Origin of the sequence: Lepagella muris, from assembly GCF_004793975.1 — a bacterium.
GTDB lineage: Bacteria > Bacteroidota > Bacteroidia > Bacteroidales > Muribaculaceae > Lepagella > Lepagella muris.
The window spans coordinates 82,407-98,060 of record NZ_SRYB01000018.1; the positions used below are offsets into that span (position 1 = coordinate 82,407).

Annotated in this window: 12 protein-coding genes; 5 read left to right on the forward strand and 7 right to left on the reverse strand. The window is 43.8% G+C overall.

The window, feature by feature from the left end; genetic code table 11:
• The first annotated feature begins 13 nt into the window (after positions 1 to 13).
• From E5331_RS12420 to E5331_RS20750, 3 genes are all read left to right on the forward strand, one after another.
• Complete coding sequence (locus tag E5331_RS12420; protein WP_135985168.1) at positions 14 to 2,266, forward strand: beta-glucosidase family protein; 2,253 nt, start codon at positions 14 to 16, stop codon at positions 2,264 to 2,266.
• A gap of 221 nt (positions 2,267 to 2,487) precedes the next feature.
• Positions 2,488 to 2,982: an ORF6N domain-containing protein gene (locus E5331_RS20745; RefSeq protein ID WP_275441200.1), complete on the forward strand. Its 495-nt coding sequence runs from the start codon at positions 2,488 to 2,490 to the stop codon at positions 2,980 to 2,982.
• Entirely contained in the window at positions 2,976 to 3,398 is a 423-nt protein-coding gene (locus E5331_RS20750; RefSeq protein WP_275441201.1) for a phospholipase D-like domain-containing protein, read from the forward strand. Before E5331_RS20745 ends, E5331_RS20750 begins: the two co-directional genes overlap by 7 nt.
• Before the next feature lie 190 nt (positions 3,399 to 3,588).
• Here the strand turns inward: E5331_RS20750 and E5331_RS12430 are convergent, their stop codons facing one another.
• From E5331_RS12430 to E5331_RS20400, 3 genes are all read right to left on the reverse strand, one after another.
• On the reverse strand, positions 3,589 to 4,278 hold the full coding sequence (locus tag E5331_RS12430) for an SGNH/GDSL hydrolase family protein (RefSeq protein WP_420813804.1): 690 nt from the start codon (positions 4,276 to 4,278) through the stop codon (positions 3,589 to 3,591).
• A gap of 113 nt (positions 4,279 to 4,391) precedes the next feature.
• Positions 4,392 to 4,940, reverse strand: a complete 549-nt coding sequence (locus E5331_RS12435; RefSeq protein WP_123482355.1) for a GNAT family protein — start codon at positions 4,938 to 4,940, stop codon at positions 4,392 to 4,394.
• A 2-nt stretch (positions 4,941 to 4,942) separates the two neighbouring features.
• Positions 4,943 to 5,095 (reverse strand): hypothetical protein, encoded by a 153-nt coding sequence (locus E5331_RS20400; RefSeq protein ID WP_168355226.1) that lies wholly within the window; start codon positions 5,093 to 5,095, stop codon positions 4,943 to 4,945.
• Positions 5,096 to 5,337: 242 nt separating this feature from the next.
• Here E5331_RS20400 and E5331_RS12440 point away from each other — a divergent pair, with 242 nt between their 5' ends.
• On the forward strand, positions 5,338 to 6,894 hold the full coding sequence (locus E5331_RS12440) for an ATP-binding protein (RefSeq protein ID WP_135985164.1): 1,557 nt from the start codon (positions 5,338 to 5,340) through the stop codon (positions 6,892 to 6,894).
• Positions 6,895 to 7,002: 108 nt separating this feature from the next.
• Here the strand turns inward: E5331_RS12440 and E5331_RS12445 are convergent, their stop codons facing one another.
• The 4 genes from E5331_RS12445 to E5331_RS12460 form a co-directional block, all read right to left on the reverse strand.
• On the reverse strand, positions 7,003 to 9,555 hold the full coding sequence (locus tag E5331_RS12445) for a thiol protease/hemagglutinin PrtT (RefSeq protein WP_135985162.1): 2,553 nt from the start codon (positions 9,553 to 9,555) through the stop codon (positions 7,003 to 7,005).
• Positions 9,556 to 9,692: 137 nt separating this feature from the next.
• Entirely contained in the window at positions 9,693 to 10,586 is an 894-nt protein-coding gene (locus tag E5331_RS12450; protein WP_135985161.1) for a Calx-beta domain-containing protein, read from the reverse strand.
• A 38-nt stretch (positions 10,587 to 10,624) separates the two neighbouring features.
• On the reverse strand, positions 10,625 to 12,163 hold the full coding sequence (locus E5331_RS12455; RefSeq protein WP_136013258.1) for a RagB/SusD family nutrient uptake outer membrane protein: 1,539 nt from the start codon (positions 12,161 to 12,163) through the stop codon (positions 10,625 to 10,627).
• Positions 12,164 to 12,183: 20 nt separating this feature from the next.
• Positions 12,184 to 15,195 carry a SusC/RagA family TonB-linked outer membrane protein gene (locus E5331_RS12460; protein WP_135985157.1) on the reverse strand — a complete coding sequence of 1,004 codons (3,012 nt, stop codon included), beginning with the start codon at positions 15,193 to 15,195 and terminating at the stop codon, positions 12,184 to 12,186.
• A 91-nt stretch (positions 15,196 to 15,286) separates the two neighbouring features.
• Here E5331_RS12460 and E5331_RS12465 point away from each other — a divergent pair, with 91 nt between their 5' ends.
• Positions 15,287 to 15,592: a hypothetical protein gene (locus E5331_RS12465; protein WP_123482349.1), complete on the forward strand. Its 306-nt coding sequence runs from the start codon at positions 15,287 to 15,289 to the stop codon at positions 15,590 to 15,592.
• Positions 15,593 to 15,654 lie beyond the last annotated feature (62 nt).

The window sequence follows — 15,654 nt, forward strand, 5'->3', positions numbered from 1 at the left end:
TTCAATCGGAATAATGAATTTAAAAAATCGTTTGACTACTATGGTTATAGCAGGAGGAATCCTGACCGCAGGGGCTTCGACCCCGGTATATTTGGATCCGAAGGCACCGATCGAGGATCGTGTGGAGGATGCATTGAAGCGTATGACAATGGAGGAGAAGGTTGCTATGTGTCATGCACAGAGCAAGTTCTCATCGCCGGGCGTGCCGCGTCTCGGCATACCTGAGATATGGATGAGCGACGGTCCTCACGGCGTACGTGCGGAGATCTCATGGAACTCATGGGCGTATGCCGACTGGACCAATGATTCAATCACGGCGTTTCCGGCATTGACGGCACTTGCCGCCACTTGGAATCCGGAGCTTGCCGGGGTATATGGCAAGGCTATCGGCGAGGAGGCACGCTATCGCGAGAAGGATGTGCTGCTCGGTCCGGGCGTGAATATCTACCGCACTCCTCTCAACGGACGTAACTTCGAGTATATGGGTGAGGATCCGTATCTGGCAGGGGAGATGGTTGTGCCTTACGTTAAGGAGCTTCAGAAGAATGGCGTGGCTGCATGCGTGAAACACTTTGCGCTCAACAATCAGGAGCAATGGCGCGGCACAGTCGATGTGGACCTTAGTGACCGTGCCCTGTATGAGATCTATCTTCCTGCGTTCAAGAAGGCAGTTGAGGATGGCGGTGCATGGTCGATAATGGGTGCCTACAATAAGATTTGGGGTCAGCATTGCTGCCACAACGAGCGTCTGCTTCAGGATATATTGCGCGGGGAATGGGATTTCGACGGCGTGGTTATCACAGACTGGGGTGGCGCACACGACACTAAGGAGGCAGCCCTCAATGGTCTTGACATAGAGATGGGTTCCTACACCAACGGTCTGACCTCGGAGAGTGCGTTCGGATATGATGATTATTATCTTGCCCGCCCCTACCGTGAGATGCTTGAGAAGGGTGAGGTGCCGATGTCTACCCTCGATGCGAAGGCACGCAATATACTGCGCCTTATCTTCCGCACCGCGATGAACACCGACAAACCTTTCGGCTCGATATGTTCGCCGGAGCATTATGCAGCAGCGAAGGCTATAGGTGATGAGTCGGTGGTGCTTCTGAAGAATAACGGAATCTTGCCGCTTTCCCCCGATTTCAAGGGCACGATTCTTGTGGTAGGCGACAATGCAGTGCGTCGTCTGACTGATGGCGGCGGTTCCTCTGAACTGAAGCCGAAGGATTACGTATCTCCACTCTCCGCGTTGCAGGCAGTGTATGGCGACCGGGTGAAGTATGCCCCCGGCTATTCATGCGGACGCACACTATATGAGGCTGAGGATATAGTGCCGGCAGAGGTGCAGGATTCTCTCCGAAATGAGGCTGTGGAGATGGCTAAGGATGCTGACGTGGTCATCTACATCGGTGGTCTCAACAAGAACTCATGGCAGGATTGCGAGAGCACAGACCGCAGGGAGTATGAGTTGCCATTCGGTCAGAACGAACTTATCTCCGAACTGCTGAAGGTGAATAAGAACGTCATCATCTCCAATATATCTGGCAATGCTTATGCCATGCCTTGGGTGAAGGATGTGCCGGCAATACTCCACACCTCTTATCTCGGCACTATGGGTGGTGCGACTATGGCAGACGTGATTTCCGGTAAGGTCAATCCGTCCGGCAAACTGCCTTATTCCATACCTGTAAAGATAGAGGATTGCGGAGCCAACTCATTCGGTGCGGAGGCGTATCCGGGAATTGAGAGCGGTGATGTTGATGTGGTTGCCATACCCGGCTCGGTGATAGAGGGTGGCAAGAATCCGAAGGAGACGTATAAGGAGGATATTCTTGTAGGTTATCGTTGGCACGATACGAAGAAGATACCGGCATTGTTCCCGTTCGGACATGGGTTGAGCTATACGGAGTTTGAGTATGGCAAACCGGTTGTTTCGGGGAATACGATCAGTGAAAATGGTAAGATCACGGTGGAGGTGCCTGTGACCAACAAGGGTGGTCGAGAGGGTAGTGAGATAGTTGAACTTTACATATCCGATCTTAAATCGTCGTTGCCGCGTCCGGTGAAAGAGTTGAAAGGGTTCTCTAAGATAAAGCTCGCACCGGGGGAGACGGGGACTGTGAAATTTGAGATTACTCCTGACGCATTGAAATATTTTGACGACAAGTCACATTCATGGGTAGTTGAACCGGGTAAGTTTAAGGCGCACGTCGGCTCATCCTCCACCGACATCCGCCACAGCATCCTCTTCGACTATAAATAACCATCACCGATTTAACCGCAGGTATATCAACCGCGGAGAGCGCGGAGAGCACGGAGAAATTATAAAAAATCTCCGTGCTCTCCGTGTGCTTAGTGGTGATTCAACCGTCAAGAACGAAGATGCGGAGATAAACAGTCGTTTTTTACGATTGTAGCCTTATTTTTTTGTAAATAAAAACAATGTTATTACATTTGCAAATAAATAATGTATGACATAACGATATGCCTGACCCAATATCAAATGATGACCAATATATGCTTCCTCCTATTGAAAATCTTATATATATAATCAGAGGTAAACAAGTTATGCTTGACAGCGACTTGGCACGACTGTATGGAGTGGAGACTAAATATCTCAAAAGAGCTGTCAAATCCAATATATCACGTTTCCCGTCTGATTTTATGATGGAAATTTCGCTGGAAGAGTTGGAAAACTTGAGGTGCAAAAATTGCACCTCAAGCCAACAGTCCGGGCGTGGAGGGAATCGTTATAAACCATACGTGTTTACGGAACAGGGAGTGGCAATGTTGAGTAGTGTGCTGCGTTCAGAGCAAGCTATAGAAATTAATATTCGTATTATGAGGGCTTTCATTGCAATGCGTAGTTTTTTGCAGACAAATGCTCACGTATTTCAACGGTTGGAAACGCTTGAACACAATCATCTTCTTTTGCACCATCATATTTCTGAAACTGACAAAAAATTGATGAGGTGTTAACTCGTCTTGATAATAAAGAATGTGAACCAATAGAAGGGTTTTTCTTTGAAGGTCAGATATTTGATGCATATAGCTTTATTTCTGACTTAGTGCGTAAGGCAAGGAAACGAATTGTCCTTATTGATAACTATGTTGATGACCGGATACTGAAAGTGCTTGACAAACGGAATGAAGGAGTCAAGGCTATTATATATACTGACCCAAGACATTCTCATATTTCAAGTGATCTTCAGCGTCCTAATGCTCAATATCCCGAAATTACTGTTTGTAAGTGTACAAACGTACATGACCGTTTCCTTATAATTGATGAAATTATATATTTTATTGGTGGATCAATCAAAGATCTTGGGAAGAAAATAGTAGCGTTTAGCCGTATGCACCAGAATCCCGATGAGATTGTCTCTAAATTGAAATAAAAATTAATCGCTCAATAAATTGATGGTTCTTTGTGGTGATTGAACCGCGGAGAACGCAGAGAGCACGGATAAATTATAAAATCCTCCGTGCTCTCTGTGTGCTTTGTGGTGATTAAACCGCCGTGTGCTTTGTTGTGATTTGACAACTATGTGCTTGGTGGTGAATTTATCGCCGAGTTTTGGTGGTGGGTTAATGGCGGAAGGAGAGGTTGGCTTTAACCTGGTCGGCGATCTGTCGCATGCCGTGTCGGTTGGGGTGTCCGGCTGTCTTGTCAATCTCCTTCAATTCAATGTAGGGGATGGAATAGCGGTTGCATGCCTCGATGATTGAGGATGTGATCTCCGGTTTAAGACCATCGTTGATGAGATAGACTATATCCGTGTTGGGATAGCGGTCCTTCACGTGAGAGAGCATATATGCGAGAGCCGGACGGAATGACTTCAGTTGCTCCGGAGTCCAGTCACTCCATACAAACTCACCGATGGGTGCATTTGCCCAAGAGTCGTTTGTCGCACCGAATATGAAAAGAATATCCGGACTACCGAGGTTGTCCATACGTGTTATAAACGAACGGTCGGAATAGTCGGCACCATCGTAACCGGTATTACAGATTGTGGAGCCTGAGAAAGAATTGTTTTGTACGAGGCGATAGCCGTTCTCCGATATGAAGATATGCCACCATGTCTGTTTCACGTCATTCACGTCAGTCAGCTTAGGATCCGGTTTCTTGAAATACCAGAGAGCATTCCCCGCCGGTTCCACCATATTCTCAAAAGTGGAGTAAGAGTCACCGAGAATAGAGACACCCTTCCGGCTTTGGGCTTGAGATGGTAGAGACACGGCAAATAAAGCGGCGATAACGATAGCCGCAACCTTCAAGATACATTTTCTCATAATAAAGACAGTATAGATATAATTCCTACAAAAGTAATAAAAAAATATGTATCTCAAATCAAGTTATACCATATTCCTATTCCTCCCGGAAGGTTTACTTAAAGAAGAGAAGCTAAATCAAAATACATGACTCTTGTTTTTTTATCTTCGTCATCATTATTTAAAAACTGATAATTATTCTTGATATAGAAAGGAATGGCATTTATGTATGCATCTACAGTGATAAAGCGGCATCCGGATTTATTGTCAATAATGAAATAATCTTCAATAAATTCAAGAAGATAGGTTCCTATTGATTGGTGTTGTGCACTCGTAGCAATTGCCAAACGTCCAATTTTGATTGCAGGATAACTTCTCAATCTTTTTTCATTAACGAATTTATGTTTCCTGAATCTATTGAACTCTGTTTTGTTCTCGAAATCTGAGATGGATATTTTATCATTGCTGAGACTGAAATATGCTAATATATCGTAGGTCTGTTTGTCTTCAACTACGTATGTTACAGATAATAATGCATCCCTGAAATTTTTAGCTTCATTTATTAAAAAATCATTTAGGTCATCATCTCCACAATCAAACGTAACAATAGATTCTCCGATACTAAGTTTTCTAACTCTGCATCTGTCTTGGAATTCCTGTCTGGTCATGATTAATTAGTCATCATTTTGATGACGGTTTCATACGACATACGAATTTGTTTACGTTTCTCGGAAGAAACTTTAGGAGGGTTCTGCATACGTTGTTCAAATCTTCTTGCATCAGATCCAAATAATATTGGAGTCTCTTTTATCGGTCTTGCCATAATATATGATATTAAGGATGTTATTTTACAATTAGAGATTCTTTCTAATAAATAAGATTAAATCTCTTTTAAATAACAACGTAATTTTGACGCAAATAAATATATAATTCCTACAAAAGTAATAAAAAAACGGAATAGGAAGCGGATTTGTCAGATTAAATTTGCGAGTGTATGATGAAGGTTGTAACTTTGCTGATGGAGGATGAGTATGTCTGACTTCAAAATCTAAAAAACGGTCGAGTATGGAAGAGAGAGTAAGATATGGAGTAGGTGAGCAGTCGTTTGAAGTGATGAGATCCAACGGATTCATATACGTCGATAAGACCCGTTACATCGAGACGATAATCAGAGGTAGCCAATACTACTTCCTCGGACGTCCGCGCCGCTTTGGGAAGAGTCTGTTTCTTTCCACTCTCAAATGTTTTTTTGAAGGGAAAAGGAAGCTGTTCAAAGGATTATATATAGATACCATTGACTGGGATTGGCAACCATATCCGGTTCTATATATGGACCTTAACGTGGAGAAATATAAGGATCGGGTTGATCTTCGAGCAGTGGTGTCGAACATGCTTGACCGCTGGGAAAAGGAGTATGGCGTTACTCGTACATCCGACAACGTATCAATACGATTCAGCAATATCATAAGAGGTGCATACGAGACCACAGGAAAGAGAGTTGTCATACTCGTGGATGAATATGACAAACCGCTTGTAGGGTCGTTGCATGATGCCGAGAATTTCGATTATTACCGTAATGAACTCGCAGCCCTCTATTCTAATTTCAAGAGCAGTGCTGACTATCTGCGGCTCGTTTTCATGACTGGAGTTAGCCGTTTCGGGCACCTGTCGGTGTTTTCAGGACTCAACAATATATTAGACGTATCATTCGACGACAGGTATAGTGCTGTATGTGGCATCTCTGAAACGGAATTGGTGGAATATTTCGATGCAGGAATTAATTCCCTTGTTGCCCGACATTGTAAGAGCCGGGAAGAGATTCTGTCAGACCTGAAGAGCTGGTATGATGGCTATCGTTTCTCATGCTATGGAGAGGATATGTATAATCCATATTCAATAGTATGCGTGATGGATTCAAAGGAATTCCGAAATTATTGGATAAGGTCAGGCCAGCCAACATTATTAGTTGAGCAATTGAAGCGTATGGATGTCTCATTGAAGGCATTATTAAATACGGAATGCAGTGTAGAGTCATTGATAGGTCTTGATCTTGACAGACCGAGTCCCATAGCATTGGTCTATCAGACCGGCTACCTGACGATAAAAGAATATGATAAGGAATTTGATCTCGTGACGTTAGGTTTGCCAAATAAGGAAGTGACAGACGGCTTCATGCGATACCTGCTGCCAAATTATGTGAATATGCGGGATAATACGGCTGAATCTGTGATAAAGCAATTCATGAGAGATCTGGTTAAAGGGGATGCAGATGCTTTCATGAAGCGTTTGCAATCATTCTTCTCGTCAGTTTCTTATGAAATGAGGATAGATGATGAGCGTAATTTTCATAATGCCTTGTTGATATTGATGAAACTGATAGGGCTTTATGTCGATGCAGAATATCGTACATCAGACGGTAGGATTGATATCCTTTTGCAAACGGACAGATTTATATATATTATTGAGTTGAAGTCAGACCATACGGCAGAAGCGGCATTGCGACAGATAGATAATAAGCATTATGAATTGCCATTCGTATGCGACGGGAGAAAGATAATAAAAATAGGCGTCAATTTCTCAACCAAGATGCGCACTATTAAAGATTGGCTTATCAAAGATTAGATAAATCTAACTTTATATAGTAAAAAGTGTTATTAAGGTAACTTTATAACAAGGAGACTGTCAGTCGGGCAGTCTCCTTGTTTCGTGATTGGATATTTGTGAGTATTGTCAGCGGGCAATCTTCATCTGCTTGCGGACGCCTTTGGCATCGGTGGCAGTTACGATATACACGCCTGTCGGAATGTCAGAAAGATCAATCGACACGCTTTCTTTCCCTTCACCTTCGATGCTGCCGACAATCCTGCCGTCGAGAGAATAGATGGTCAAGGAGACGATTCCATTGGCAGAAGATGCAGCGACAGAGCGGAGAGCGGAATCAAAGAGAATGCTCATCCCGTCATTATCCTCCGTCAGAGTATCTACAGATGAACTCTTAAACGTGAAGAATATCGGCAACACATCTTCAATTATTGTGTAAGCATTATTATTTATTGTCAGAAGACTTGCATAATATAATTTATCCGGTTCGCCCACATAGAAATTCAAGGATTGAGAGATTGTACATTCCTCATTAGCAGAGAGTGTAGGTATCTGATCAAACGGTGTAATTGTAAGCGGATTTCCACCCCCATTAAGGAATGTGGCGATATATATAGGCTTACCGAAATAGCCTTTCTCATTATATAGAGAGCAATTGAAAGGAATGTCCGATTTATCAGCTACTTGATATAGTCTTGTTTGGGATCCATCTGTCAGTTCTATCATTTGATATTCAGAATCAGGAATTGAGAAATCAGTCACAGCGATGCTTGTATTCGCAAGATTGATATTCATTGTCACTTGTTCCTTCCAATCATATAGTGTTTCAGTATTGGGGTCATACCACATTAACGTGTATATCTGTCTGGAAGATGGAGCGGATGCATCATCCACTACTTCAAAGTTGGAGGAGAATTCCTGGGTGATTGAGTCGTTGGCAGGGATAGTCAATGTGATACCTTCTGCAAGCATCTGCATTTTATTTTTTGAATAAAGTACAGGATAGAAACTCCTTGTCGCCTCCTTCTCTGAATGATTTCTTACAGATATGCTAAATCGAGATGCATTACCATAGTAAAGGGGGGTCAGTAGTTCTGATTCAGTGATTGAAATATAAGGTGTCTCCAATTCTTCAACTGATATAGAATTTCCGGATTTGGTAAATAATATGTAGTTGTAGGCATCGTCAGAGGTCAGAACGGGAAGATAAGAGTCGTCATCAGTCCCTTCAGCTTTGCAGCAGACGGTAGCACGATATTTTCCGTTGGATAAAGAAGAGGGAATTGTGAATGAGACATTCCCTGAAATTCCTTGGAATTGCAGATTATAACTTCCGTCGCCTATATTTGTGATAGTTGGCGCACCTACACTTTCAGATTTGATTGTCAGATAAACAGGATCAGAAGATTTCTCTTCAATAGACGTAATGCTTACGCCTATTGAAGCCTTTACTGCTTGCACTCCCATATTCATCCACTTTCCTATGGAATTGTTGTATTTAAGCTTAAGCGACATTTTGTTCCCGGTAACAGTTGCTGTCAGCCATCCGCCTTGCACAAGACGAGGGTTTTGTACGGGTGTAGCCTCCGGCTGTATACCTACAACAATGTCCTGTCCGAAGTTAAAACCACCACCGGTACCGCCACCGGTGCCGACAGCCCCGGGATTTAATGCGTCAAGTAGAAAATAGCCGTCAGACATACCACCCCATCCCCAATTGAAATGGAAATAACCATTGCCGTCATACCCATCGCAAACGAATTCATGTCCCACAGAAGATGAGCGGCCACCATATAATACCGGACGTTTGGCTGCAAGTTCCGCATAGATTATATTCTCCCATTCTGTAGCCGACAGATAGTCTCGGTTTAGATATTGTAGGTTGGGGTTATATTTGAAATTCTCAAATAATGCTTTCGCTGCGTTGATTGATAGAGCTCCTGAACTGTTGGGGGTATATGCCATGTCGCATGAATATCCACAAGCCTTCATTAGATAAGCCACGGCAGCTGCCTGCTCGTCGGTATAGCTTCCGTTATAGGAGTCGATCATGTTTCCCCAGTCGAATTTTTTCTGTCTGAACTGAAGCACGTCCTGCTTACCAGTGTCAGGTAATTTTATTATGCCGGCGCCTGTTCCAACTTCCGGATATTTCCAATAGTTCATCACTTGAGCCATCGCTGTGGCGACACAGCCGGTAGGTGTTTTGGTGCCGTTCACCTTGGGGCAATCATTATTGAATGGAGTGCCCTGATTCCAAATTGTTGACAATAAAGGTGATATTTCTGTTTTCCCACTTCTTGAGGTGGATGAATATTGAGCATACCCACTATTCCTCGCGTATTCAATCTGTCGTCCGCACTCCTCAATCCACCATTTCATTTGAGGTGGCATTTCCTCAGAATTGAAAGAAGAGTTGTCAGAATAACCCAGTATCGGTGCCGCAACATCATCGGCACTGATCATTATGTATCCATCGGTATGCAGATTGTCAAAAATATATACTGTGGGTTCTCCGGATTTTGTAAGAGATGTGAATACGGGGAGCGTATTCATGCTTCTTGTAGGTGTAATTTTGGAAAGCCCGGCTCGTTTAAGGGCTTGTTCCGGCGTAAGGGTTTCTGCCGAGATAAGTCCGGCAACCGATAACGCAGATAACAATGAGAGTAAGTATTTATTCATAAGTGTCAGGTATTTTTTACAAAACTACATAAATTATCTGTCTTTTCAAAAAATATACTATTATCTTTAATAAAAAAGGATGTATCAGAGAAATTTCTCTGATACATCCAAGATTATGTCATTCAACAATCAGAAATTCACTGACGGGTCATACTCATATTTGATGAGAGGTCATATACTCCAAGAGCATCGGAAATATCCTGAGCTGCTACATAATAAACAATTGTTGCTTCCGGATCAAAGGTGATGGTCTTCAGATCTTCACTGAATGTACCCCTGATCGCACCGGGGGCGGTGGACATTCCGTTCAACGCATAGATTAGGTATGATTCGTTATACCACATGAACGGTTCGGGAAGTTCCATCTCTATATAGCATTCGCCGGTTGCTTCATCGTTATAGAATTTCAGAGACAGTTCATTCTGATAGCCAAGCAGTCCGCTCAGATAAAGCTCATTGCCATATTCCTTGGATCCTTCATCATACCCGCCTATCGTCATTGTCCATGAAGCAGGATTGCCATCATAATCATTGAAGCTAAAGTTCCAAGTGCCTTGGACTTTCTCGTAAGGCACGGAATCATTATCTTTCAGGATTACGACAGTGGTGGCGGCGCTTCCGATTGTCGCGCCTTCAGCCGATTCAATCCTGATGGTGAAAGACCGATCTGGATTCTCTTCAAGGTCATCAACCGTGCTTATTTCCACGTTTGCGGTTTTCTCATCTGCCGGGATATTGATTGTCTCAGAAGTGATGATATAGTTGCCGCTCCATTTGCCCTCCTTCTCCTCAAAGGGAAGGGCGGGGTTAGATGCGGAAGCTTCAACCACAATTTTCACTTTTACCGGACCGTTAGGGTCTCCGGTCACTTTTACGGGGACATTGAATGTGCCGGCATTCTCCTTCACCGTAATCTCGCTCTTTGCCATCTCTACAGTCACGTCTGACGCACTGTTGAAATCATTATCGTCAGAACATGCTGTCAGCATGAATGCTCCGGCTGCCAAAGCAAATAACTTTACATATTTCATATATATAAGCTGTCTTGTCTGTTATTGATTAATAATGATTAGTAGCCCGGATTCTGCTGACCTTCGAGCTGGGGATTGGTCTCCAGCTCACCTGTGGGAATTGGAAGAATCAGACGATAGTAACCGGGTTCGTAAGTCACGTTCATGCTTGCAGGGATAAGTATTGAGGGCACGTCCTCATAAATATCCTCATAAGCGGTAGAACGGCTGAAACCGAGATTCCAACGGCGCAGGTCGCTTATACGGAAGCCTTCGCCGATGAGTTCCTTGGTGCGCTCTTCACGCACTTGGTTCACGAGGTTCTGTCCGGAATAAGTCTGCTCCTCATAATCTGCGATACGGGCAGCTCGCAGTGTGTTGAGTGCAGTGTTTGCCTTATTTGCATCAGTAGAAGCTGAAGCCTCAGCTATGATAAGATACATTTCGCTAAGACGGAATGGCTTGGGCAGATTCTTCAATGCATTTGTAGAACCTGTATTGAGAAGAGGGTTACCCGGATATTTCACAAAACAGGGAGCTACAACGCTTGCACCGTTTACAGAGAGTGCGCGAGGTTCAAAGAACCACTCATAACGTATGTCTTTTTCAGAATCATACATTCCGAGAGCATTCTGAGTAGCAACATAGTCTGCCTTATCAGTGGATGAGTTGATCCAAGCCTCACCGATAGCAGCTACTGCAGAAGATTGGGCTTGGTCACCATAAGGTACAAAGATAAGTTCAGATCCTTCATCATTTGTCCATATCGCTGGATAAAGATCTCGGTCAGTGAGTGTATAGCTACCCTCATTGATGACTTTCTCAGCCTTTGCAATGGCTGTGGCGTTATCACCTTTCAGCAAGGCAATACGGGCCTGAAGAGCAAGGACAGTAAATGTACTCAAATAAGGGGCATTGGCACTTAGGTTTGCCTGTGCATCCTTGGCGGAAGATTTCTCATAAGCCTCCAGATCGTTGTAGGCATCGGCAAGGTCTTTTTCAATGAGATTAAAAGTCTCTGCCAAAGATGAACGACCGGGATATGTAGAGTATTCGCTGGACGGATGATAGACTGTCTCCAAAGGCATTCCTGAAGCCGGAGTGGTGGGCTCTACGTTTGTGTATGACTGACAGAATGTGTCTGTCAGGTAATAATAATAGTATGCACGCGCCCATTTTGCCTCACCGCGGTAGCGCTCGAGTAGCAGTTTGGTGTTTGCATCAATTCCCTCCCTGTTGATAAGAACCTCCAGTTTTGGAAGAAAATAATTGACGTTGGCGATATACTTATAAGGGTATTCCCATAAATCTTCCAGATCATTATCAGAAGAGGTAAAAGAACTGATGCTGAACGGACCGAGACGATTACCATTGATCTGAGTGCCAACGAACATGTCGGCCTGCATCTCCTGACTATAGATGAATGTGCCGTTTGACACCGAACGGATGTTGCTGTAGATGCCATTGCGGAATTTTGTGGCATCTGCCGTGGTCTGAATGGCGGTCTCATCATTCAGTTTTCCGGCAGGCTCTTCATTCATGCTGCATGAAGTGAAAAGCGTTCCAGTAAGAATAAAACTATATATTAACTTTTTCATAAAATTAATGTCAATGGAAATTAGAATGAAACTTCAACACCCAACTCATACTGACGGGTATTCGGATATTTGAAAAGGAATACATTTGTCTGAGGTTCCGGATCAAAACCGGTAAAATCTGTGAATGTCAATAGATTTCTACCGGTGAAGTGGAATACTACATTGTTAAGCCTCATGGCATCAAGTGCAACCTGAGGGAGCGCGTAGGTCAACGTGACATTCTTCAGGCGAAGGAAAGATGCATCTTCAATAAGACGGGTATCGAATTGTATCTGTTCTGTAGCGTTAGGATAAATTGTTACGTCTCCTGGTTTTGTCCACACATCGAGCATGCCTACAGCCTGGTTCTGACCGTTGCCCTGTGCTGCATTATACATGAAATAGTTGTCGTTGTTTGTCATGTATTTTTTTGCCGCCCAGTTGAAGTCAACGGAAAGACCGAATCCCTTGTATCGCAAGTTTGTGCCGAATCCGCCGGTCCATGGAGCATACTGGCTCTTGCCTGTCATCACGGAGTTCTCCTCTTCATTGTAGACTTTCGTGATGTTGTCGTTTTTGTCAAGCCACATCTGTTTGCCGTCGCGAGGATCGACTCCGATGTAACGCACGGAATAGAGCTCACCGGCAGAGTGCCCTACCTCATAACGCAGTCCGGTGTTGGGAATTACGTAGCTGTCACGTCCGTTGAAGAGTTCGGTGATTTCATTCTTGTTGTAGTTGAAATTGCAACGTACAGACCAGTTCCAGTCTTTAGTGTGAATGATGTCGGCTATCACATTAACATCAACACCCGTATTGGTCATTGATCCGATATTTCCATATCCTGACTCATATCCAGTGGTGAAGCTCCAAGGAATTTTCATGAGCATATCCTTAGTGGTTTTCTTATAGAAATCAATGTCGGCAGTGAAGATGTTGAGAGCTTTGAAGCGCACGCCTACGTCAAATGATTCAACAGTCTCCCATGTGAGGTCATTGTTGCTTGCACCCGTAAGAGTCGAAGAGGATATGTTATCACCGGGACCATAGTTGTTGCCTGAACCGACAGTGCCGAAATACATGTAGTTGTCGATGCTGGAGTTACCGGTGGTGCCGTAGCTGATGCGGGCCTGAAGTTCGTTAAGCCATTCTACATCGTTAAGGAACAATTCGTTTTTGGCATTCCACATTGCGCCTACAGAGTAGAAATTGGCCCAACGATGTTTGGGTGCAAACTTTGAGCTACCGTCACGACGGTAAGAGGCCTCAAAGAAATAACGGTTGTTGAAATCGTAGTTAAACTTGAAGAATATCGAGTTGAATGTGGAATTGTCGAGATTCTGCACTTGCTCCTTGGGAAGGGCAGAGGTGCCTTGCTGGAGCAGCATCATTCGGCGGTCGCTTTGTCCGGTGGTGAGTGCATAGAAATCATTGTCGCGGGTGATGATTGATTCTTCACCGGCAAGAACCGTGAAATTGTGCAGGTCGCGGAGATTGAATTGATATTCTGCGGTATGAGTGTAAGTAAACGAAGTGTATCTTTCAAAACGCTGCTGGTTTGAACCGGTGTTGATTGCTCCCACAGCAGCAGAGCCTACTTTATCGCCCATAGGAGTGATATACGACTCGTATGGAAGGTTTTTATTGTCAAGACGATAGTCAATGGCATCGACAGATTGTTGAGCCTTTAGGATAAGTCCGGGTATCGGGTTTATCTGTTCGTAGAGGTTGACGTTGGCAGTGACCTTAGTGCGATATGTCGATTTGTTGCCGGAGTAGAAATCGGGAGTGTTGAAACCGCAGTAATGAAGATATTTTGCCTGATCGCCCCATTGAATGTTGCCATTGTCATCAAAGGTATAATAATAGGGGGAATCATACGGGAATGCCATACGGGCGAATACCATTGGGTTGGCGAGATACACGCCCTCTGAAGTTACATTGGCATTCTGTGAATATTTGGTGTAGCCAAGATTGGTCTGAAGACCGATTCTTAACCAGTCATTGACTTTGCTATTGATATTGGCACGTAAGGTCTCACGACGCATGTCGGATTCTGTGATGATACCTTCTGCATCATAATGGTTGAGAGAGATGTAGTAGTTGATATTCTCGCCACCACCACTTAGTGATGCATCTACGGAATATGTCGGTGCGCTGTTGTTGAATACTTGATCGCGCCAATTGGTCGAGATTCCGTATTTGTCAACAATCTGACGCACTTCGTCTGATACCGGAGATCCGATTTTATCGCGGAATTCAATATATTGTTGAGAGTTCATCATGTCAACATTGTCTTCCACCATCTGTGACCATCCGTAGTTCGCACGGATAGAAAGTTTCGGCTTGCCGCCGAATGCACCTCTCTTTGAGGTTATTACAATGACACCATTAGCAGCACGTGAACCATAAATGGCAACAGATGCTGCGTCTTTCAACACTGTGATGTTCTGTATGTCGTTCGGGTTAAGAGTGGTGAATACAGATTGAGTTACAGGAGCACCGTCAAGAATAAAAAGAGGGGTGTTGCCTGCATTAAGTGAATTAACGCCACGTATGCGGATAGCATTGTCAGTAGATGAGGGGTCGCCTGATCCGGAGAAGATGTTAAGACCGGAAACCTGTCCTTGCAGACCATCTACGAAAGTAGCGGTAGGAAGATTGTCAAGCGCTTTTTCACCTACTACTGCGACAGAACCGACTACGGAACCGAGTTTTTTACTTGATCCATAGCCCATGACAACCACATCATCAAGACTTGTGTCAACGGTTGTAAGTTTTATGACCATTCCGTCGGTTACGGTTACGGTCTCGGTTTTCATACCGACGTATGACACCTGGATTTTATTCACATCCTGCGGAAGAGTGATCGTGAATTTTCCGTCGATGTCAGTGGCGGTTCCTCTACCTCCGCCTACGGGCATTACCGTGGCACCGATGAGTGGCTCATTGGTGGTAGCGTCAATCACTGTGCCGTGATAGGTGCGGGTCTGGGCCGAGAGAGACCAGGTGCACGCCATCAGCGTCATCAAGATTAAAAACAATTTTCTCATACGTAATAATTTTGAGATGAAGTTATTATTGTTTGGTGTATGTAGTCTAATGATACATTGTTTTGTTTGTCTGTCCGTAAAAAAATTATGAATGACAAAATGGGGTTATTGCCGTCATAATGTCATTCATGGAGAGATATTAAGGTATGTTTATATAATTTCGTTTTGTCTGGTTGAAGTGAACGGTAAAGTGTCCGCCGGATTTCCATCAGGAGGAGAGGTTGGAAAACGGATTGCAAAGTTAAACAAAATTTTTTATTTTAAGGCAAAATGCATTAAAAAAATTAAATTTTTAACAAAATTGCATAATATTATTAAAAGAACAGCCGATTTTTATGCAAAATATAACAGGGCGAATAAAAATGGGATGATTGGGGTGAGGGTTTATCTATATTGAAAAGTATGAGACTGTCTAACAATCAAAAGTTAGATGGTCTCTTTTTTTGTGACGTATTACTA